Origin of the sequence: Sorangium sp. So ce363 (genome assembly GCF_051520435.1) — a bacterium.
Classification (GTDB): Bacteria; Myxococcota_A; Polyangia; order Polyangiales; family Polyangiaceae; genus Sorangium; species Sorangium cellulosum_B.
Genome location: NZ_CP150333.1, coordinates 11,191,096 through 11,210,244 on the forward strand (window position 1 = coordinate 11,191,096; position 19,149 = coordinate 11,210,244).

The following is a 19,149-nucleotide window of genomic DNA, read 5'->3' on the forward strand; positions in this document are numbered from 1 at the left end:
TGGATGGGCGCGCGCTCGCCGCTCCTCCCTGCTCGACCCCGCTCGACGTCAGGTCACCGCGGCGCTTCCGGGCCCCCCACGTGCTGACGGCAGAGCTCGACGAGGCGCTTCAGCACCCACTGCCCCGCGGGCCCCTGCACGAGGCCCGGCCTGTGGACCACGGCGAGCGGCAGGACGTGCTCGTCGTCCCCCCACGCCGCCGGCCAGATCCGGACCAGGCGCCCGGCGTTGAGGTCGTCGCGGATCATGTGCTCTGGCAGGTTCCCCCAGCCGAGCCCCGCGCACAGGAGCTCTCGCTTGGTCTGGAGATCCACGACGCGCCAGGTGCGGGGGGACAGGACGGCCTGCTCCGGCGAGCGCGCTCCGCCGCGCTCGCTCAGCACGATCTGCACGTGCTCGCGCAGCTGCTCGGTCGCGACGCGCGCGCCGCGCGGATCGGCGGCGGCGAGCGGGTGTGTCTTGCCGACGACAGGCACCATGCGCACCGAGGTGAGGTGCTGGCGCTCGAGCCCCTGGGCCGTCGCCGTCGGCCCCACGACGCCGAGCTGGCATGTCCCGTCGAGGACGCGATCGGCGACGGCGGCCATGGTCTCGGTGTGGACGACGAGCTCCACGGCGGGGTAGACGCGCGCGAACTCGACGCAGAGATCGACGAGCGCGGACAGCGGAAAAATGGCGTCGACGCACAGCGAGACGAGCGGGTCGAGGCCACCGGCGAGCCGCTGCGCCGCGCTGCTGAGGGCGTCCGCGTCGGCGCACACCCGCCGCGCGGCGCCGAGCAGGACGCGGCCGTGCTCCGTGAGCGCCGGGATCCTCGTCGACCGGTCCCAGAGGGCGATCCCGAGCTGGCTCTCCAGGTTGGCCATCGCGTGGCTCACGGCCGACTGGACGCGCCGGAGCTTCCTTGCCGCGGCCGAGAAGCTGCCCTCGTCGGCGACCGCGATGAACGTGCGCAGCTGTTCGAGCGTGATGGAGTCGTGCACCGCGCTTCACCATGCCACGGCCTGCCGCGGCGCGGCGCGGTTCGGTCGTAGGGTGCGCGCGTGCGTGCGTGCACGCGCCCGCCAAAGGTCGCGGGCCCTCTGCGCTGCTGATGTCCCTGAAAGCGGCGCGGCGGCCAGGACAGGCGAGGAGCGTCTTTCCAAGGGGTCTACCCTCCAGCGGGCCGCGTCGTCCGCGGGAAGGTAGACCCCTTTTTCTCACGCTCCTCGCCTGCCCCGGCCGCCGGCCGCGCGCTCAGCCGAGCGCGCTCGTCACAGCCTGAAGCAGGCCGACCCGCCCGTCAAAGCGGCGGGTTGGCGTTCTTCACGCACTCCACGAAGTACTCGTGGAACCAGGCACCCGCTTCCGGCGCGCGCTGGTCTGCGTCCTCGTAACCGCAGAAGGCGTCGAAGCGCTCCGCGGTCTTGTCGGCGGTGCCGTCGGAGTCACCCGGCGGCTTGACCCAGTAGAAGGCATCGAGGTTCGTCGCGCCGCCCGGGTTGGCCTGGGGCCGCTGGCCCATGCCTGCACCGATGTTGTTGCACCAGTAGCCCCAATCCCCCCGGATGTTGCCGACGCCGTTGCGGCTGGTGTCGATGATGAAGTGCTTGTCGCCGAGGCCCTCGGCCGAGAGCGCCGAGGCCATCGCATCGACGTAGTCGAACTCGCCGTAGCAGGGGTTGCTCTGCTGGTCGTAGCTCTCCGAGCTGTAGCTGAGCTGCGTGTAGTTCGCGACGTTGGTCGCGAAGCCGCGGATGCTCTTCGGGCTGCCGGCGGCCTCGATGACCTCGGCGAAGATCTGCGCGCCCTTCTTCTGGTTGTCAGGCCAGCCGAGCCAGCCCGAGTGCGCCGCGTCGATGTACTGGTACACGTGCGGCATATCGAGCTCCTTGAGCGCGTGCGCGACGTTCTCCCGGTACGCCTTCTCCGTCTCCGGGGTGCAGTCCTTCGAGCCGAGGTTCGTCGCGAGGTTGGGGAGCGAATCGGGCTCGATGATCGCGACGATGCGCTGGTCCGGGTGAGCGGCGAAGATCTGCTTGATCGGGGCGATGAACTCGTTCCTGTACCGCTCGACACCGCCGTTCTCGACCCTGAGCTCGCCGTTCGACGCCTCGGCGAAGCAGTCGCGGTTCGGCAGGTCGTACACGACGATGACCGACGTGACCGGCTTGCAGGTCTCGTTCTGGAGCTTGAGCGCCGCGTCGAGGTGGGCCGCGAGACCGTCGACCGCCGCGATCCTGTCGAGCCAGAACGCGGTGGAGATCTGCTTGACCTTCTCCATCTTCGCCTTCAGGGCCGTATCCGTCGTCTTCGCGATCGACGAGTCGACCTTGGCGATGTAACCGGGGTCCACGAACAGCGTCGCGCCCGCGAACGGGTTGCCGTTCGGCGCCGCGATGTCGACCGCCGGGGAGCAGTTGCCGCCCGACACGGACGAGGTGGCCGTCGGGTCGACGGTGCCGCTGGTGGTCGTCGGGTCGACGGTGCCGCTGGTGGTCGTCTGGTCGCCCGTGCCGCTGCTCGTCGGGGTGCCCGCGCCCACGCCGCTGCTCGTCGGGGTGCCCGCGCCCACGCCGCTGCTCGTCGGGGTGCCCGCGCCCACGCCGGTGGTGTTGCCGCCCCCGCCCGACCCGCTCCCGCTCGTGTCACCGCCCCCGCCGTCCCCGCACGCCGTGAGCGCGAGGATGACCGCAACCGACGTTGCCAACCCCAGCTGATGCGCATTCCTTCTCAGCATATTAAGCCTTTCAGTACTTCAACGAAGAAACAGGCCAATTCAACGCGTCAAATAGCGGGCCGAATTTAGACCAAAGGCCTCTCTCGGGCAAGGACAAACGACGGCTATCCCACGCCAGAGCGGCTACATCGTAGTACGTTGTACAGGTATTTTTTCACGCAAGCTAGAACGTCCGACACCTCTCGACGCGCGTCACGCGTGCGTTCTACCCGCGCGCGGCCGCGCGAAGTTGCGGCGGTTCTGCAAGGGGAGAACGCACCAGCCACGGGGCCACGGGGGCGCGCGCCGTCCATCCAACGCAACGCGCAATCACCACGACTCGCAGTTTGGGAGCGCGGCTGGGTCCGGATGTGACACGGCAGACGGATAGAAGGGTTTCAGTTCTATTTCCAAGCTTGTCAGTGGCGACAAACTCCGCCTCTCCGAGCGATAACACACACCAGGGTTTCTGCTCGGAGCTCTGCGCCTGGCGTCATGCGAGGTGGCGACGCACAGCGCCATGCCGCGTCCGATGTCGAGGGGCGGAGTACGCTGCTCGCCGGCGGCGTGCGCGTGGACCTTCTCCCCGGCCGAAACGCATGACGTGACAGCGGGCGAGATCGCAAGCCGCGTCCGGCGCGTGTCGCGAGGTGCCATCGCAGCGCGTTGCCGTCATCGGGCCGTCACGGAGGGCTTTCTGGCCGACCGTCGCCGATCGGTTAGGCTTCCGTCCCCCTTTCGTGCAGAGCTGCCCATGCGATTCGCTGTCATCTCGCTGATCCTCGCCCTCGTCCTCGGCGTCCTGGGCCTGTACGTGCACCGGCGCGCCTCCAGGCTGCTCGGCCTGGGTGTGCGCGCCCGGCGCGCGCTGGCGTGCCTGTTGGCCGCCGGCATCATCGCCATGATCTCCGCGCGGTTCGGGCGCGGCGCGCTGCCCGACGGCGTGCTCCGCGGGATGGGGCTCGGCGGGAGCACGCTCTCGCTGGGCGTCTTGATCTCCGCGGTCCTGCTCGCCGTCGTGGACCTCGGTCGGCTGATCGCGCGGCTCGGGCGCGCCGCGCTCGGGCGCGCGACGGCCGCCGCGCTCGCGGACGGCGGGACGGCCCGCGCTGCCGGCTCCGCGCCCAGCCCCGCGGAGCGAGGGGCGCAGGAGGACGGCGGCCCCGCGGCCCTGCCGCTCCCGCCGCCGGTCGAGCTGCCGACGCTCGCCCGCCGCGACTTCCTCGCGACAGGGGCCGCTGGCTCCGCCTTCCTCATCGGCGGCGGCAGCGCTGTGTATGGCGCGCTGCTCGGGCGACACGACTACACAATTGAAGAGGTCGCCATCCGGATACCGGGCCTACCGCGGAGCCTGGACGGGTTCGCCATCGTGCAGCTGTCCGACATCCACCTCGGGCTGTTCGTCGGCGAGCCGGAGATGCGCGCCGCCGAGGATCTCGTGCGCGAGGCCCGCGGCGATCTCGTCGTGATGACGGGTGATCTCGTCGATTTCGATCCGAGGTACGCCGAGCACCTCGGGCGCCTCACGCGGAGGCTCGGCCCGCTCGCCCGGCATGGCGTCGCGGCGATCCCGGGCAACCACGACCACTTCGCCGGCATCGACGCGGCGCTGGGCGCGCTGGAGCGCGGCGGCGCCCGGGTGCTGAGCAACCGCGGGTGCGTCGTGGGTGGGCCCGGCGGCGCCTTCGCGCTACTCGGCGTCGACGATGTGTGGGCGCGAGGGCGAGTCCCCGGCGGCGGTCCGGACCTCGGCCGCGCGATCGCGGACGTGCCCCGCGATCTGCCGCGCGTGCTGCTCTGCCACAACCCCGTGTTCTTCCCGGACGCAGCCGGAGAGGTCGCCCTGCAGCTCAGCGGCCACACCCACGGAGGCCAGATCAACCTCCTCGTGCGGCCCGCCGATCTGGTGCTCCCCCACGGCTACGTCGCCGGGCTCTACCAGCGTGGCGGTTCGCATCTCTACATCAACCGCGGCTTCGGCACCGCCGGGCCGCCGGCCCGCGTCGGAGCGCCGCCCGAGGTGAGCCGTATCGTCCTCGTCGCCGCCTGACGTCACGCCCGACGCGGTTCCCGTCGAGCTCGCATGGCGCTGGCGAGCGGACGGCCGAGCCCGGCGTCGATCTGCGGAGAGCCGCCGCCATCTCCCGGGCGCTCGAGGGTCTCCGGGAGTGGCGTGTTCTCCGGTTCTTGATTCCCGTGCTGAGGGTGTTCACCCTCCGATGTGCGATGAGCGCAACACGTGCGGCCCGTATGACACGCGCGAACCGTGAGCCACGGGCGATGCGCGCGGCAGGTGCGGCACGTCGACACGCGCTGACCGCCCCGGGCCCCCGGCGGGCGCTTCTCCTCGGGATCGCGCTCGCGATCGGCGCCGAGGGGTGCGCGCGAGCGCCGCTCGCCGCGCCTCTCGGCCGTGTCGGCCGCAGCGATCCGCCCGCCGCCCGGCAGGAGCGCGGGCGCGGGTTGGAGAGCGCACCTCGGCCTGCGCCAGCGCCTCCGCCGCCCGCGGACGAGCCCGAGCTCATCGCGCTCGAGGTCCCGGACTTCGGCCCCGCGGTGGTCGTGACGCCGCGAGGCAAGGGGCCGCGGCCCCTGCTCGTGGTCGCGCATGGCGCGGGTGATCGGCCCGAATGGCACTGCGACATCTGGCGCGGGATCGTGAGGGGGGCCGGGTTCGTGCTCTGCCCGCGCGGCAAGCCGATCGACGTCCGGGCGCCGGACGCCGGGCGGATCTTCTACTACCCGGACCATCACGCGCTGAGCCGCGAGGTCGCCGCGGCGGTCTCGGCGCTGTCGGCGCGCTTCGGGGATCGGGTGGATCTCCGCGACCCGATCTATGCGGGGTACTCGCAGGGGGCGATCATGGGCGCGCTGCTCCTGCCCGGGCATCCCGCCCGCTTCGCGCGGGCGGCGCTGATCGAGGGTGGATACGGCAGCTTCGACGAGTGGACGCCCGGCGCCGCCCGGCGCTTTCGCGGCGGCGGCGGGGCGCGGGTGCTCCTCGCGTGCGGGCGGGCCGACTGCGCGGCGCAGGCGCGCAAGACGCGGGAGGTGCTCGAGCGCGGCGGCGTCACGGCGCGCGTCGTCCACGCCGTGGGCGCCGGCCACAGCTATGGCGGCCTGATGGAACGCGCGCTCCACGAGGCGTACCCGTGGGTCGTCGAGGGCGATCCCCGCTGGCTCGACGGCGGGCCCGCGCCGACCGGCGAGGCCGCGCCGCCCGCGGACGCTTCCGCGCCGACCGGCAAGGCCGGCGCCCGCTCAGCAGGACGCGGCGGCGATGCTGCGCGCGCGCTCGGCCAGCCCCTGGACGACGGAGTGGAAGCTCCGCAGCTGCCTCACCTTGCCCTCGCCGAAGCGCCGCTCGATGCCGCGACGGAGCGCCGGCACCCTGGCGGTCCCGCCCGTGCAGCACACGACGTCGATGCCGTCGAACGACAGGCCCGCGTCCGCCACCGTCCGGTCGAGCGCGCCGAGGATGGCGTCGGTCTGCCGCTCGCTCCCGGCCTCGAACTCCTCCCGGGCGATGCGCTCGCGGATGTGCATCGACGGGTAATCGAAGCGGAACTCCGTGGCCGCCTCGCCGGACAGCGCGCACTTGCTGCGCTCGATCTCCTCGAAGAGCCGGAATGCCAGCGAGTCCTCCACGAGGCAGAGCAGGTGGTCCATGCGCTGCCGATCCTCCGGCCCGAGGGACCACGCCTTCACGTCGCGGAGGAAGGTGAGGACGTCGCGGTGCTGGAGCACCGTCATGTCGGCCGGTGAGCAGAGCTTCTCGGCGATGGATCGCGGCATGGTCAGCTGGTTCGAGCCGAGCGGGACGCGGTAGGTGACCTCCGCGCCGAAGTGGCGGGCGATCTTGTGGCGCATGAGGCTGCCGTCGAGCGCGTCCCCCGCGACCGAGACGCCGCCGAGCGACAGCACGTCGGACGGCGAGAACCCCTCCGGCCGCATCCGGACGATCGTGTAATCGGACGTCCCGCCGCCGAAATCGGCGACGAGGACGACGGCCCCGCGGTCGAGCTCCAGGTGAAAGTCGTGCGCGGCGGCGACCGGCTCGGGGCAGAACGAGACCTCGCGGAAGCCCGCGATGCGCGCCGCCCGCTCGAGGCGCTCCTCCGCGAGCCGATCGTCGGCCGGTTCGGCCGAGAACTTCGCCGGCCTGCCCAGCACGACGCGCGCGACGTCGGCGTCGAAGTGGCGGTTCGCCTGCTCGCGCATCTCCCGGAGGAAGCGGCCGATCAGGTCCTCGATGGTCACGACCCGGTGCCCGATCTGCGTGCCGGAGAAGCTGCGATCGGGGAGGTATTTCTTGATCGAGCGGATGAAGCGGCCCTGCATGCCGTTCGCGACGAAGTCGCTGATCGCCGCCGCGCCGCAGGAGAACCGCTCCTGCCCGAAGAACAAGAGGCTCCGGAGGACGGTCGGATCGGCCGCCGCGGCGTCGAGCGGGATGGGCGGGCAGGTCGCCTCCGCGCTGGCCGCCGAGAGCAGCGAGTTGGAGGTACCGAAATCGACGGCATACACCTCGGGCCTGAATCGTGCGGACATGATCTCGCCTCCTCGTGGGGTGCTTCGCGGGCACGCGGATCTGGCCGAGAGAGCCACCTATTTACAAGCTATCGAATGCATGAGAGAATGGTGACGGGCTCGCCGGATGAGCAGAATTTGCTGGCCCGCCCGCGCCGCTACGACACGCGGGTCACGCGCCGCAGCGCCACGGTGAGCGCGACGAGCGCGATCAGGGTCGGCACGGCGATCACGCCGACGTCGACCCAGCCGAGCCACTCGGCCGGGTCGAGGCCCAGGGTGGGGATCGGCAGCGCGAACGCGTTGTACGCGGCGGCGCCGAGCGCGAGGACGCCGCACGAGACGAACAGCCACACGAGCGCGCCCAGGAGGCCGTGGCCGAGGCGCTCCATGGCCGGCGCGCTCCGCCAGCGGCCGACGAGGACCCGGAGGGTGGCGACGAAGGCGATGAAGGCCAGCGCTCCCGCGGCGCCCGCGGCGAGGAGGACCTCGCTCTGGCTGAGCGCCCGCCGCTCGGTGATGCCGTAGACCCTGCGGAGGACCATCGCGGCGCTGGTGAAGACGGCCGCGCCCGCGGCGAGGCTCACGGCGATGGACAGCAGCGACGCGACGGGGCGAGCGCGCCGCGCCTTGCGCGTCACGTCGTCCGCGCTCTGGCCCTGGGCGTTCGGGATGACGACCGTGGCCCGCTCGTCGTTCGGGGCGCCGTCGGTCACCGCGACGCCCACGCCGAGCGCGCGGGAAGGCGCGAGCGGATCCTGCAGATCGAAGTCCGCGAGCAGGCGATCGAGCTCCTGGGCGGACGGCGGCCGGTCCTCGCGCGCCCGGGCCATGGCGCGCTGGATCAGCGCCTCGAGCCCCTCGGGGATGGTCTTGTCGATGTCGCGCGGGCGCCGAGGATCCTCGGTGAGCAGGCGGAGCATGGTCCGCGTCGGCTCCTCCTCGGGGAAGGGCCGCTCGCCGGTCAGCATGCGGTACAGCACGGCGCCGACCGCGTAGATGTCCGCGCGCGAGTCGACGTCGGCCGAGCCGCGCGCCTGCTCCGGCGCCATGTACTGGGGCGTGCCGACCACCGAGCCGGTGCGCGTGAGGTCGGCGCCGTCGAGCACCTTGGCGACCCCGAAATCGAGGATCTTCACGTGGACGCTGCCCCCTTCGCGCCGGACGAGGAACAGGTTCGACGGCTTGAGGTCGCGGTGGACGACGCCGGTGGCGTGGGCCGCGGCCAGGCCGCGGCAGACCTGGCGCGAGATCGTGATGGCGGTGGGGAGCGGCAGCTTGCCGACCTGGTCGAGGAGGCCGCCGAGGTCCTCGCCCTTGAGCAGCTCGGTCACCATGCACGGGCGCCCGTCCTTGAGGCGGACGATGTCGACGACGTCGATCACGTGCTCGTTGCCCACGCGCGCGATCGTCTGCGCCTCGCGCTCGAAGCGCGCCATCGCCTCCCGGTGGCTGGCGAAGTGCTCGTGCGGCACCTTGACGGCGAAGCGCTTCGGCAGGCGGATGTGCTCGGCGACGTAGACGCGGCCCATGCCGCCCGCGCCGATCACGCCGGTGATGCAGAAGCTCCCCGCGAGCAGCTCGCCGACCATCGGGTCGGTCGCGGTCACGCCCTGGAGCTCCAGGGCCGTCGCGTCGATGGGGCAGACGAGGAAGTCGAGCGGGTACCGGACGCCGCACACGGGACAGCGTCGGGTGGGCCTCTCCGGGGGTACCTGCTGCCGTGCCTGGTCCGGGGCGGCTTGCCTGGCTAGGTCGGCCATCGACGGCGAGTCTAATCGAGAAGCGGGTTCCGGGCGCGACGGATCGGCCCCGGGGCTGACGCAGGGCGACGCCGGAGAGGCCCGCCGGCTTCCGCGCGGCGGCCTGGCGGCGTCCGCGGCGCGTCCCGGTGTCACGCGGGCATGGGCTGGAGGCCCACCTGGCCGGGCCTCGTCACGTCGATGCCCACCCGTGGGGAGCTGTCGCCTTCGCTGGCTGCGCCGATGGGCGGGTCGTCCCGGACCAGCGAGCGACAGCGGAGCTCCGTGCCCACACGACACGCGCCGCGATCTGCGCGTGATCCGAGCGGGCCTGATCGCCATGAAAGTGGAAGTCTTCAATGGCTCCCTCCTGTCCTCCTGCTGTGGACACGTAACCTCACGACGTCCGTTCGAGCCGGCAAGGAGGGGAATCGCGACACGGAGGACGGGTATCGAGCAGGACCTGACAGATCCTTCATTTCGTCGGCATTTTTAGAGAAATGTTGAACAGGGAGACGGGGAGATTGATGGGATTTTATTCCCCTTCTCCCCGCCTCCCCGCCTCCCTGTGAATTCTCCCGGACTATTCGATGGGATGCTTCAGGAGCAGGCCACCTCGGAGCTCAGGCAGGGCCCGAGCCCTCTGCGGGCGCGGCTTCACGGCTCATGATGCGACGAAGGAAGCTTGAGGCGCGAGCGTTGTGCGGATGGGCCCGCTGGGGTATAGCGAGCTTCGATGGCATCTTATCACGGCGCCCCGACCGACGTCGCATCGGTCCTCCGCCAGGTTCGCAGGCCCAGGCGGGCGGTCGTCACCGCAGGCATGCCCTACGCCAACGGGATGTTGCACCTTGGGCACCTCGCGGGGGCGCACGTCCCTGCGGACATCCACGCGCGGTGGCTGGGCCTGGTGATCGGCCGCGAGAACGTCCTCTTCGTCTGCGGCACCGATGATCACGGCTCCGCCAGCCAGATCGCGGCGCGGCAGGCCGGTGTGTCGATACGCGAGTTCATCGACGGCATCCACGAGAAGCAGCGCGCGAGCCTCCGGCGGTATGACATCGATCTCGACGTCTACTCGGGGACCTCGCGGCCGGAGTGCCTCCCGATTCAGCAGGAGCTCGCGCACCGCTTCCTGAGGCGCCTGCACGAGAACGGCCTGCTGGAGAAGCGCACGAGCAGCCAGTGGTTCGATCCGGAGCTCCAGTGCTTCCTCCCCGACCGCTTCGTGCGCGGGCGCTGCCCCAACCCGAAGTGCGACAACGGGGACGCGTACAGCGATGAGTGCGATCGCTGCGGTCACCAGCACTCGCCCTCACAGCTCGGCAGTCCGCGCAGCGCGCTCAGCGACGCCACGCCGGTGATGCGCGACACCGCGCACTGGTGGCTCGACATGTGGGCCGTGTCCGAGGCGCTCCGGGGCTGGATCCAGGGCAAGCAGGGCGCGTGGCGCCCGGCGGTGCTCGCGGACGTGCTGAACACCGTGATGCCTTCGCTCCGCTTCGAGGCCGACCTCGCCCCGACGTACAAGGAGATCAAGGCGTCGCTGCCGAAGCACAAGGCGAAGTTCACGCAGGATCGCAAGGTCCTGCTGCAGCTCGGCAGCAAGCCGGAGATGGAGGAGGCGCGCGCCGCCCTGGCGCGCCATGGCGTCCCCAGCGAGCCCGTCGAGGACTGGGCTCACCGCGCCATCACCCGCGACGTCGCCTGGGGGCTCTCCTTGCCGGTGGATCTCGATCCGGAGCTCTGCGGCAAGACGCTCTATGTCTGGCCCGACTCGCTGATCGCGCCCATCGCCTTCTCGCAGGTCGCGCTCGCCCGGAGGGGCGTCGATCCGGCCCGGTACGTGGACTTCTGGTGCGATCCGGAGGCCAGGATCTACCAGTTCCTCGGCCAGGATAACGTCTTCTTCTACGTGCTCATGCAGGGCGCGATGTGGCTCGGTACGCAGCCCGATCCGCGCCGGCTGCCGGCGCCCGGCGAGCTGCAGCTCACCGACGTCTTCGGGTGCTTCCACCTGCTCGTCGGGGGCGAGAAGATGAGCAAGTCGCGCGGAAACTTCTTCACCGCCGATCAGCTCCTCGACGAGAAGGGGTATTCAGCGGACCAGATCCGTTATTATCTGGCGCTGCTCGGCCTCGCGGAGAAGCCGTCGAACTTCGATTTCGCCAAGCTCGACGAGCGCAACCGGTTCCTCGCCGGGCCGCTCAACGCGGCGTTCGAGCGGCCGATCTCCGCGGCGCACTCGAAGTTCGATGGGCGCGTGCCCCACGGCGCGCTGCTCGACAAGGTCGTCTCGGACACCCTGCGCATCGTCCAGCGCTACGTGCGCGCGATGGATCGCGCCGACTACCCGACGCTGCTCTTCGAGATCGAGAACTACGCGCGCGTCATCAACAGCCTCTTCGCGCAGTTCAAGCCGCACGACGATCGGCACCCGGAGGAGGGCCGCCGCGACGCCCTCTTCTCCTCGTTCTACGTGCTCAAGAACCTGATGATCATGCTCTACCCGTTCGTCCCGACCACGATGGATCGGCTGCGGGAGTCGCTCCGGCTCCCACCGGAGGTCTTCCGCCTCGAGGAGCTCGGCACCCCCATCCCCGCCGGGCACGCCATCGGTCCCAAGCAGGTCTACTTCGCGCCGGTACCGCAGGAGTAGCGGCGCGAGAGGTCAGGGAGCCATCGCCACGCCTACCTGCACGATCCGGTCTCGATCGAGCGCGGGCGCACCGAGGTGTTCTGGATGCTGTTCGGGTCGGTCACCGCGACCTCGCGACCCCAGCCGGTGAGCCCCGCGAAGGTCCCGTTGGTCGTCATGTCGAACGGCCCGTCGCTCTGACAGTCGCTGTTCTTGACGGCGCCCCACGACCAGGCGAGCCACCCCACCTCGAGCTCGACGCTCCTGGCCAGGAGCGTCTTGTAATCGAACGGGTGCTTGCCGCACTCGTACACGGCGTGCTGCGCGAACTCACCGACCATCAAAGGCAGGTTCAGCGCCACGGACTCCTGCAGCTCTTTCGTGATCGTGGCCGCGCTCCCGTCCGTCCACCACATGTGGACGCTGAGCAGGATGTTCGGGTCGTGCTTCACGAGCGCAGGGCCGACGGCCTGCAGCTGGTCGATGTTCTGCCCCCACTTGGAGGCGTCGATCACGAGCGGGACCGTGATGCCGGCGCCGCGCATCCGGGTGATGGCCTGCTTGTAGCCCGCCTCCCACGCCGCGTTGTCCACCTGGTCGCCGACCTCGTTGCCGATGTTGACGAGCAAATTCTGCTCGTGCTTCTTGATCACGGCGACGACATCCGCTCTCGTCCAGTAGTCGACGAGGCTCGGCAGGAGATCCCATTTCCCCGTGGCGTCGTGGAGCTCGACGATCGGAATGAGCTTCTGCGCGAGCGCGTTCGTGATGGCCTGATCGAGGCCCGCCGCGGACTCCGTGGCGAGCCAGACGATCCGCACCGCGTTGGCGCCGGTCTTCGCGATCTCCGCGAACTCCGGCAGGCCGTCGGGCCCCGACGACAGCCACACGACCATCTCGTTGATGCCCCGGAGCAGCACCTTCTCTCCGCAGCGGTCGTAGAGGAAGCGGCCGCGCACCGAGAACCCCGTCGACTCCTGGTCACCCCCGCCGGCGCCCGCGCCCGAGGTGGCGCCGCCAGCGCCGGACGTGGCGCCGCTGCTCGAGGCGGCGCCGCCGGCGCCGGACGTGGCGCCGCTGCCCGAGCTGGCACCGCTGCCCGAGGCGGCGCCGCCAGCGCCGGACGTGGCGCCGCTGCTCGACGTGGTGCCATCGGCGCCGGACGTGGCTCCGGTGGCCCCCCCGCCCGCGCCCGATGCGCCGCCACCCGCTCCGGTCGTCTCCTGCCCCGAGCCCTGAGGGTCGTCCGAGTCGTCTCCGCATCCCGCGGAGAGGCCCAGCGCCATGAGGGCTGCTCCGGTCCAACCAGCCAAAGACCCGTGAAGAACGCGCATCGTGATCTCCTTCTGCCTCTCCCCTGATTGCACCTGGCGACGTCCGGCTTCGACCCTGCGTGACCGCACGGTGAACCCTTCTCGTTCTGCAGGTCGAACAGGTCCTGCACGCCGCGCAGCGGCGCGGGCAGCGCGCCAATGACGCCCTGCATGGCCAGGCCTGGGAGGAACCCGCGGCGAGGAGAGGACCTATTCCGTCCGCGGGCCCACGAGAATGAAGAAACCAAGAAACCGCGGACCGGGGCTCACAAACGACTCCTACGACATGGCCCGAGGCACGCGGGAAGCGCGGACAGGAAACCACTTAATCGGTTTATTGTCCAGCGCCTCGATGGGCGCCACGGGGCCGAGATGTCCGAGGGGCGAGCGCGCTTCGAAGCTCGTGGGGACGGCCACATGCGCGCGCTGGCCCCCGCTTGAATTAACCGGTAAATGTTTCACTTCAGCGTCGAGCGCGGCATGGGAGAGCTCATGGCGCGATGCGCTGTCACGAGACCACGCGCCGGGGGCGCTGCGCGCGTTCAGGCGGCGCGCGGGCGCACGCCGTAGCCAGCCCCGCGCACGGCCTCGACGAGGGCGGGAACGGGCGCGCTCGCCGGATCGTGCTGCACCACGACGGTGCCCTCGCGCAGGCGCACGTCGACCTTGGCCACGCCGCCGAGCTCGCGAAGCGCGCTGTCGATGTGGCGGACGCAGGACGGGCAGCTCATCCCGTCCACCTGGAGCATGGTCTCTTTCATGGCGTCTTCCTTTCGGCGACCCGCGGGCCGCTCACCTTCGGAGACGCAGCCATCGGGGTTCATTACACCCCGAGCAGCGGCGGGTCTGCTATGGAGGACCGCGAGGCGCTCGCGTCGCGCACCCATGGTAGAAGGGGCCCCTGGAGGACAATCCGCGGACCGCCATCGCTCTGGCCGAGGCTCCGCCGCTGCCCGGTGAATCGGATGGCTCGCCCGACCCGAATGCTTCGCGCGCTCCGCTCCGCGGCCTCGGCCGACGCGCGGCGACCGCTCGCCGGAGAGCGGATCGAGGGTGCGCCGAGCCCCAGAGCGAGGAGCGGCGCGGCTATCTCCAGGACCTGGAAGGGCTGGCCACCTGGGCAGGAACAGGAGAACAGGCGTCGCGGCCACGCCAGAGCGGCCAGTCGCCACGGCAGCGGGTCGAGAGACGCTCGACATCCCGGCCGAACCCGTTCACAATGGTATCAGATTTGAAATTGATTTTCAAAATCTGGCAGGACCCATGGTTTCCAGCGTTCCTCCCCAACTTGACGTGACCTTCCCCGACGTGGACTCGGCCGGCCGCGTGGCCGGCACGGATACCCCGGCGCACGCCGGCGCCGCAGCTCCCGCGGGTCCGCTCTCGGAGGTGCGCGCCGGTGAGCGCGTGATCGTGGTCGAGGTCGGCCTCGACGCCGAGCTCGCCGGGTGGCTCGGCGCGATGGGACTCGGCCCCGGCCAGACGCTCACGTCGATCCGGCGCGCGGCGTTCGGCGGCCCGCTCCACGTGCGCACCGGGTCGGGCGGGGAGCTCGCGATCAACGCGTCGCTCGCGCGCTCGATCCTGGTGGCGCCCCTGCCCTCGCAGAGGCGGGTCGGATGACCGCCTCGCTCGACTTCACAGGCACAGGCACGGGCACGGAGCGCCTCCCGGCGTCGGCAGAGCGGCCGCTCATCGCGCTGCTCGGGCGGCCGAACTCCGGCAAATCGTCGCTGTTCAACCGGCTGACCGGCGGCAGCGCGCACGTCGGCAACTTCCCGGGGATCACGGTCGACATCCTCACGGCCGACGTCCGCCTCGCGGGCGGGGCCGTCGCGACGATCGCGGATCTCCCCGGGCTCTACTCGATCGAGGCCGTCGTCGATCCGGCGACGGACGAGGGCGTCGCGCGCCGCTTCCTCGACCGCACCGGCGAGGGCGAGCGGCCGCGCCTCGTCGTCCAGGTGGTGGACGCCACGCAGCTCGCGCTCGGCCTGCGGCTCACGCGTGAGCTCGTGCGGCGCGGGCTCGCCCCGCTCGTCGTCGCCACGCAGCGCGACGTGCTCGAGGGCGAGGGGCGCGGGCTCGACGTCGGCGCCCTCGAGCGCGCCATCGGCCTGCCCGTGCTGCTCGTGAGCGCGAGGGACCCGGCCGCGCGGGGCGTGGTGCTCGACGCGGCGGCCGCGCGGCTCGACGCGATCGCGTCGGGCGCCGTGGAGCCCCCTGGCGCCGCGGCGTGGGATCCGGATGAGGTCGCGCGCGCCGCGTACGTCGAGCCGCCGCGCCGCGACGCCGCCGCGGAGCGACGGAGGACGTTCACCGCGCGCGCGGACGCCGTGCTGCTCCACCCGGCGGCCGGCCCGGTGCTGTTCCTCGGGCTCATGGCGCTCCTGTTCGCCGCCGTGTTCCTCGTGGCCACCCCGGTCACCGAGGCGCTCGACGCGGCGATCGGTGAGCTCGGCAGCCTCGTGTCCCGCGCCCTCGGCGGGGGGCTCGCCGCCTCGTTCGTCGTCGACGGCCTGCTCGGCGGGGCGGGGACGGTGCTCGCCTTCATGCCGCAGATCGTGATCCTCACGATCGCCATGGAGCTGCTCGAGGCGAGCGGGTACCTCGCGCGCGGCGCCTTCCTCGTCGACCGCCTGCTCCAGCTGATGGGGCTCAGCGGCCGGGCGTTCCTCCCGCTGCTGATGGGGCACGCGTGCGCGGTGCCCGCCGTGCACGCCACGCGCATCCTGCGCGACCCGCGCGAGCGGCTCACGGCGATCCTCGTCCTGCCGCTCATGGCCTGCTCGGCGCGGATCCCGACCTACGCGCTCCTCCTGACGACCTTCTTCGCGGCCCACGGCGCCTGGGTGCAGGCGCTGCTCTTCGTCGCGCTCTACGTCTCCGGCATCTTCTCCGGGCTCGTCGCCTCGCTCTTGCTACGGCGCACGGCGACCCGCGGGCGCTCGCTCCCGATGGTGCTCGAGATGCCGGCGTACCGCAGCCCCGAGCCGCGGCTCGTGGTCCGCAAGGCGGGCCAGGCGGCGTGGCGGTTCACGCGCGACGTCGGGACCGTGATCCTGGCCGTCTCGGCCGTGCTGTGGGTGCTCTTGAAGGTCCCCATGCCGGGCGCCGCGCCGCACGAGCCTCCGGCCGCCGCGGCCGAGAGCGCGGCGACATCGCTCGAGGCGACGTCGCTCGAGGCGAGCATCGCCGGCAGCGTGGGGCGCGCGCTCGAGCCGGTGACCGCGCCACTCGGGTTCGACTGGCGCATCAACGTCGGCCTCATCGGCTCGTTCGGCGCGCGCGAGGTCATGGTCGGGACGATGGGGGTCATCTTCGGCGTCGAGGACGCCGACGACGAGCCCGCGCCGCTCGCCGAGCAGATCCGCGAGGCGAGGCGCCCGGACGGGGCGCTCGCGTACTCGTCGCGCACCGGGCTCGCGCTGCTCGCGTTCTTCGTCCTGGCCTGCCAGTGCATGAGCACCGTGGCGGCGATCCGGCGCGAGACGAAGTCGTGGCGCTGGCCCGCGTTCGTCCTCGCCTACACTTACGCGGCGGCGTACGTCGCGGCGCTCGTCGTCTACCAGGGGAGCGGGCTGCTCGGGATGCCGTGAGGCGGCGCCGCGGAGGGAGCGGCGCGCGCCGGCGCTCCTGGCCCTGGCGAGCAGGAAAAGATCGGCATCCGAGGAAGTCATGCCGAGGGACCTGACCGCGTCGACCCTTCAGGCGGCGCGCCTCTCGTGCAACAATGGGTCGATTCCGGTGGGGGTCACGTTATCGGCAGAAGAGATCGAGGCGTCGATCGGTCGCGACGAGGAGGTCGCCTGCACGGCCTCTCTCAGCCCATGCGCTCGCCGCGAGGTTTACCCGGCGCCGGGCGAGCTCATGGCGCGCGCGGCGCCCCGCATCGCGCGCGTGGCCGATCTCGACGAGCTCGCTGCGCTCCTGCTCGACCAGGCGATGGAGCTCGGCGCTCGCGCTGCCTACTTGCTTCTGACCTCCGAGGACACCGGCGAGCTCGGGCTCCATTCCCACCGCCACGTGCCTGCCGACATCCGCCTCTGCCTCGCGCGGGTGGCGCGGGGCGCGCCGCTGCTCGATGAATGGGCGGCGAGCTCGGGTCGGGTTCAGGTGATGAGCGATGCGCGCTCGCTCGATCCGGGTCCGTCCATGACGCGAGAGCTCTGCGCGCGGACCGACGCACAGAGCGCGGTCTCGATGCCCCTCCGCGTCCGCGATCGCTGCCTTGGCGTCCTCTCGTTTTGCCTGCCCCGCCCTTACCCTTGCGCCGGCGTCGATCTCGGCGCGCTCGCCGCGCTCTTCGCGATCGGCCTGGACAGCGCCCTCGCGCGCGAGGGGAGCGCGCGGACCTCAGACCGCGTGGCCCAGGAGCTCCGACGCGCGAGTCACCTGGAGACGGCGCTCCGGGAGAGAGAGCGGCGCTTTCGGGCGATCTTCGACGGGGCCCTCCAGTTCGTCGGCCTGCTCTCGCCGGAGGGCATCGTCCTGGAGAACAACCGCACCGCTCTCGAGTTCTGCAGGGCCACGGAGGCAGAGACGATCGGCCGTCCGTTCTGGGAGCTGACGGGGTGGCGCCCCGAGCACAGGGAGCGCGTCCGCGCCGCCGTCGCCGAGGCCGCGGCGGGCCGGCTCGTGCGGGACGAGATCGACGTGATCGGCGCGACCGGGCGGCGCTGGATCGATTTCTCCATCAAGCCCATCACCGACGACCGTGGCAGGGTCGTGATGCTCATCCCCGAGGGGCGCGACATGACCGAGCGCAAGCAGATGGAGCAGGCGCTCCGCGAGAGCGAGGAGCGCTTCCGGCTCACCTTCGAGAACGCGCCCATCGGCATGGCCATCGTCGGGCTCGATGGAGGGTTCATCCGCGTCAACCGCGCCTACTGCGAGATCGTGGGCTACTCGGCGGAAGCGCTCTCGAAGCTCCGCTTCCAGGACATCACCCACCCCGACGACGTGGACACCGACGTCGGCCTGGTCGAGCGGCTGAGGCGCGGCGAGATCCCGCGCTATCAGCTCGCCAAACGTTACATCCACGAGGATGGAAGGGTCATCCCCGTCATCCTGCACGTGTCCGTCGTGCACGGGGCGGACGGCGAGCCCATTCACTACATCGCCCAGGTGGAGGACGTGACGGCGCGCAAGCAGGCCGAGGAGGAGCGGGAGCGCCTGCTCGCGCAGCTGGACGCCGAGCGGAGGACGCTGCAAACGGTCTTCGACAGCGCGCCCATCCCGCTCCTGCTCATCGATCGAAACGACCCAGAGCGCCTGATCGCCAACCCGCACGGGCGAGATCTCACGGGGGGCGCGGAGGAGCGGAGTCAGTGCGTCGGTCGCGTGCGGCACCCGGACGGCACCGCCTTGACGCTGGACGAGCTGCCGTCGAGCCGGGCGCTGCGCGGCGAGACGATCACCGGGGAGGAGCTCATCGTCGCCAGGACGGACGGCTCGTGCCGGACATTTTTCGTCGCCGCCGCGCCGCTCCGCGACAGCGCGGGGAAGATCACCGGGGCCATCGTCGCCGCCGAGGACATCAGCCCGTTGAAGGAGCTCGCGCGGATGCGCGAGGAGTGGACCAGCATCATCGCCCATGACCTGCGTCAGCCGATCACCACGATCGTCCTCAAGGCCACCATGCTCTCGAAGCAATCGCAGTCCAGCGACAAGGCACAGCACATCCTGGCCAGCGCGACGCAGCTCAACCGGATGATCGACGATCTGCTCGACGTCTCCCGCCTCGAGTCGCACCGGCTGGATCTCAAGCACGCCGAGGTCGATCTCCCGGCGCTCATCCGGGCGACGGTGGAGCGGACGGCGGACGCGATGAGGGGACATCGGGTCGACGTCGAGGTGCTGGACGGGGTCCCGCCGCTCCTGGCCGATCCCGGGCGCCTGGAGCAGGTGCTCACCAACCTGCTGTCCAACGCGGCCAAGTACGGCGCGCCCGAGACGCCGATCAGGATCGCGGTGGAGCGGCGGAGCGGCGCGGTGCTCGTGGCCGTCGAGAACGAGGGGAATGGCATCGCGCCGGACGATGTGCCGAGGCTCTTCACCCGCTATTACCGGACGCGCGAGGCGAAGGCAGGAGGCGCCGCCGGGCTGGGCCTCGGGCTCTACATCGTGCGGGGGCTCGTCGAGGCCCACGGGGGGCGGATCTGGGCGGAGAGCGCGCCCGGGAAGACGACCTTCCAGTTCACGCTGCCGCTGCCGTAGCGACGAAGC

At 71.4% G+C, this 19,149-nt stretch carries 11 protein-coding genes; 5 read left to right on the forward strand and 6 right to left on the reverse strand.

Features of this window, described 5'->3' with window-relative positions:
- Nucleotides 1–53: 53 nt before the first annotated feature.
- Both WMF12_RS42155 and WMF12_RS42160 read right to left on the reverse strand, forming a co-directional pair.
- Nucleotides 54–983 (reverse strand): LysR family transcriptional regulator, encoded by a 930-nt coding sequence (locus tag WMF12_RS42155; protein WP_437854353.1) that lies wholly within the window; start codon nt 981–983, stop codon nt 54–56.
- Between the two features lie 299 nt (nt 984–1,282).
- On the reverse strand, nt 1,283–2,689 hold the full coding sequence (locus WMF12_RS42160; RefSeq protein ID WP_437854355.1) for a glycoside hydrolase family 6 protein: 1,407 nt from the start codon (nt 2,687–2,689) through the stop codon (nt 1,283–1,285).
- 763 nt (nt 2,690–3,452) lie between these two features.
- On the opposite strand from WMF12_RS42160, the gene WMF12_RS42165 reads away from it, so the two are divergent.
- Entirely contained in the window at nt 3,453–4,748 is a 1,296-nt protein-coding gene (locus tag WMF12_RS42165) for a metallophosphoesterase (RefSeq protein WP_437854357.1), read from the forward strand.
- Between the two features lie 1,211 nt (nt 4,749–5,959).
- On the opposite strand, the gene WMF12_RS42170 is transcribed toward WMF12_RS42165, so the two are convergent.
- The gene (locus WMF12_RS42170) at nt 5,960–7,249 is read right to left on the reverse strand and encodes an Hsp70 family protein (protein ID WP_437854359.1); all 1,290 of its coding nucleotides are present in this window, start codon (nt 7,247–7,249) and stop codon (nt 5,960–5,962) included.
- Nucleotides 7,250–7,386: 137 nt separating this feature from the next.
- A complete protein-coding gene (locus WMF12_RS42175; RefSeq protein WP_437742375.1) occupies nt 7,387–8,910 on the reverse strand; it encodes a serine/threonine-protein kinase in 1,524 nt (507 codons plus the stop codon).
- Nucleotides 8,911–9,706: 796 nt separating this feature from the next.
- Here WMF12_RS42175 and WMF12_RS42180 point away from each other — a divergent pair.
- Nucleotides 9,707–11,629 carry a methionine--tRNA ligase gene (locus WMF12_RS42180; protein ID WP_437854361.1) on the forward strand — a complete coding sequence of 641 codons (1,923 nt, stop codon included), beginning with the start codon at nt 9,707–9,709 and terminating at the stop codon, nt 11,627–11,629.
- A gap of 32 nt (nt 11,630–11,661) precedes the next feature.
- On the opposite strand, the gene WMF12_RS42185 is transcribed toward WMF12_RS42180, so the two are convergent.
- A complete protein-coding gene (locus WMF12_RS42185) occupies nt 11,662–12,894 on the reverse strand; it encodes a cellulase family glycosylhydrolase (protein ID WP_437854363.1) in 1,233 nt (410 codons plus the stop codon).
- 569 nt (nt 12,895–13,463) lie between these two features.
- On the reverse strand, nt 13,464–13,682 hold the full coding sequence (locus tag WMF12_RS42190) for a heavy-metal-associated domain-containing protein (protein WP_437854365.1): 219 nt from the start codon (nt 13,680–13,682) through the stop codon (nt 13,464–13,466).
- 502 nt (nt 13,683–14,184) lie between these two features.
- On the opposite strand from WMF12_RS42190, the gene WMF12_RS42195 reads away from it, so the two are divergent.
- The 3 genes from WMF12_RS42195 to WMF12_RS42205 all read left to right on the forward strand — a co-directional run bounded on the left by WMF12_RS42195 (nt 14,185) and on the right by WMF12_RS42205 (nt 19,140).
- On the forward strand, nt 14,185–14,544 hold the full coding sequence (locus WMF12_RS42195; RefSeq protein WP_437854367.1) for a FeoA family protein: 360 nt from the start codon (nt 14,185–14,187) through the stop codon (nt 14,542–14,544).
- Nucleotides 14,541–16,520, forward strand: coding sequence for a ferrous iron transporter B (gene feoB / locus WMF12_RS42200; protein WP_437854369.1), 1,980 nt, complete (start codon nt 14,541–14,543; stop codon nt 16,518–16,520). Before WMF12_RS42195 ends, feoB begins: the two co-directional genes overlap by 4 nt.
- A 79-nt stretch (nt 16,521–16,599) precedes the next feature.
- Nucleotides 16,600–19,140, forward strand: a complete 2,541-nt coding sequence (locus WMF12_RS42205; protein WP_437854371.1) for a PAS domain S-box protein — start codon at nt 16,600–16,602, stop codon at nt 19,138–19,140.
- Nucleotides 19,141–19,149: the final 9 nt, after the last annotated feature.

Coding starts and splice junctions, on each gene's coding strand:
- WMF12_RS42165 (WP_437854357.1), top strand. CDS start 3,453: ATGCGATTCGCTGTCATCTCGCTGATCCTCGCCCTCGTCCTCGGCGTC.
- WMF12_RS42170 (WP_437854359.1), bottom strand. CDS start 7,249: ATGTCCGCACGATTCAGGCCCGAGGTGTATGCCGTCGATTTCGGTACC.
- WMF12_RS42180 (WP_437854361.1), top strand. CDS start 9,707: ATGGCATCTTATCACGGCGCCCCGACCGACGTCGCATCGGTCCTCCGC.
- WMF12_RS42185 (WP_437854363.1), bottom strand. CDS start 12,894: ATGGCGCTGGGCCTCTCCGCGGGATGCGGAGACGACTCGGACGACCCT.
- WMF12_RS42190 (WP_437854365.1), bottom strand. CDS start 13,682: ATGAAAGAGACCATGCTCCAGGTGGACGGGATGAGCTGCCCGTCCTGC.
- WMF12_RS42195 (WP_437854367.1), top strand. CDS start 14,185: ATGGTTTCCAGCGTTCCTCCCCAACTTGACGTGACCTTCCCCGACGTG.
- feoB (WP_437854369.1), top strand. CDS start 14,541: ATGACCGCCTCGCTCGACTTCACAGGCACAGGCACGGGCACGGAGCGC.
- WMF12_RS42205 (WP_437854371.1), top strand. CDS start 16,600: ATGCCGAGGGACCTGACCGCGTCGACCCTTCAGGCGGCGCGCCTCTCG.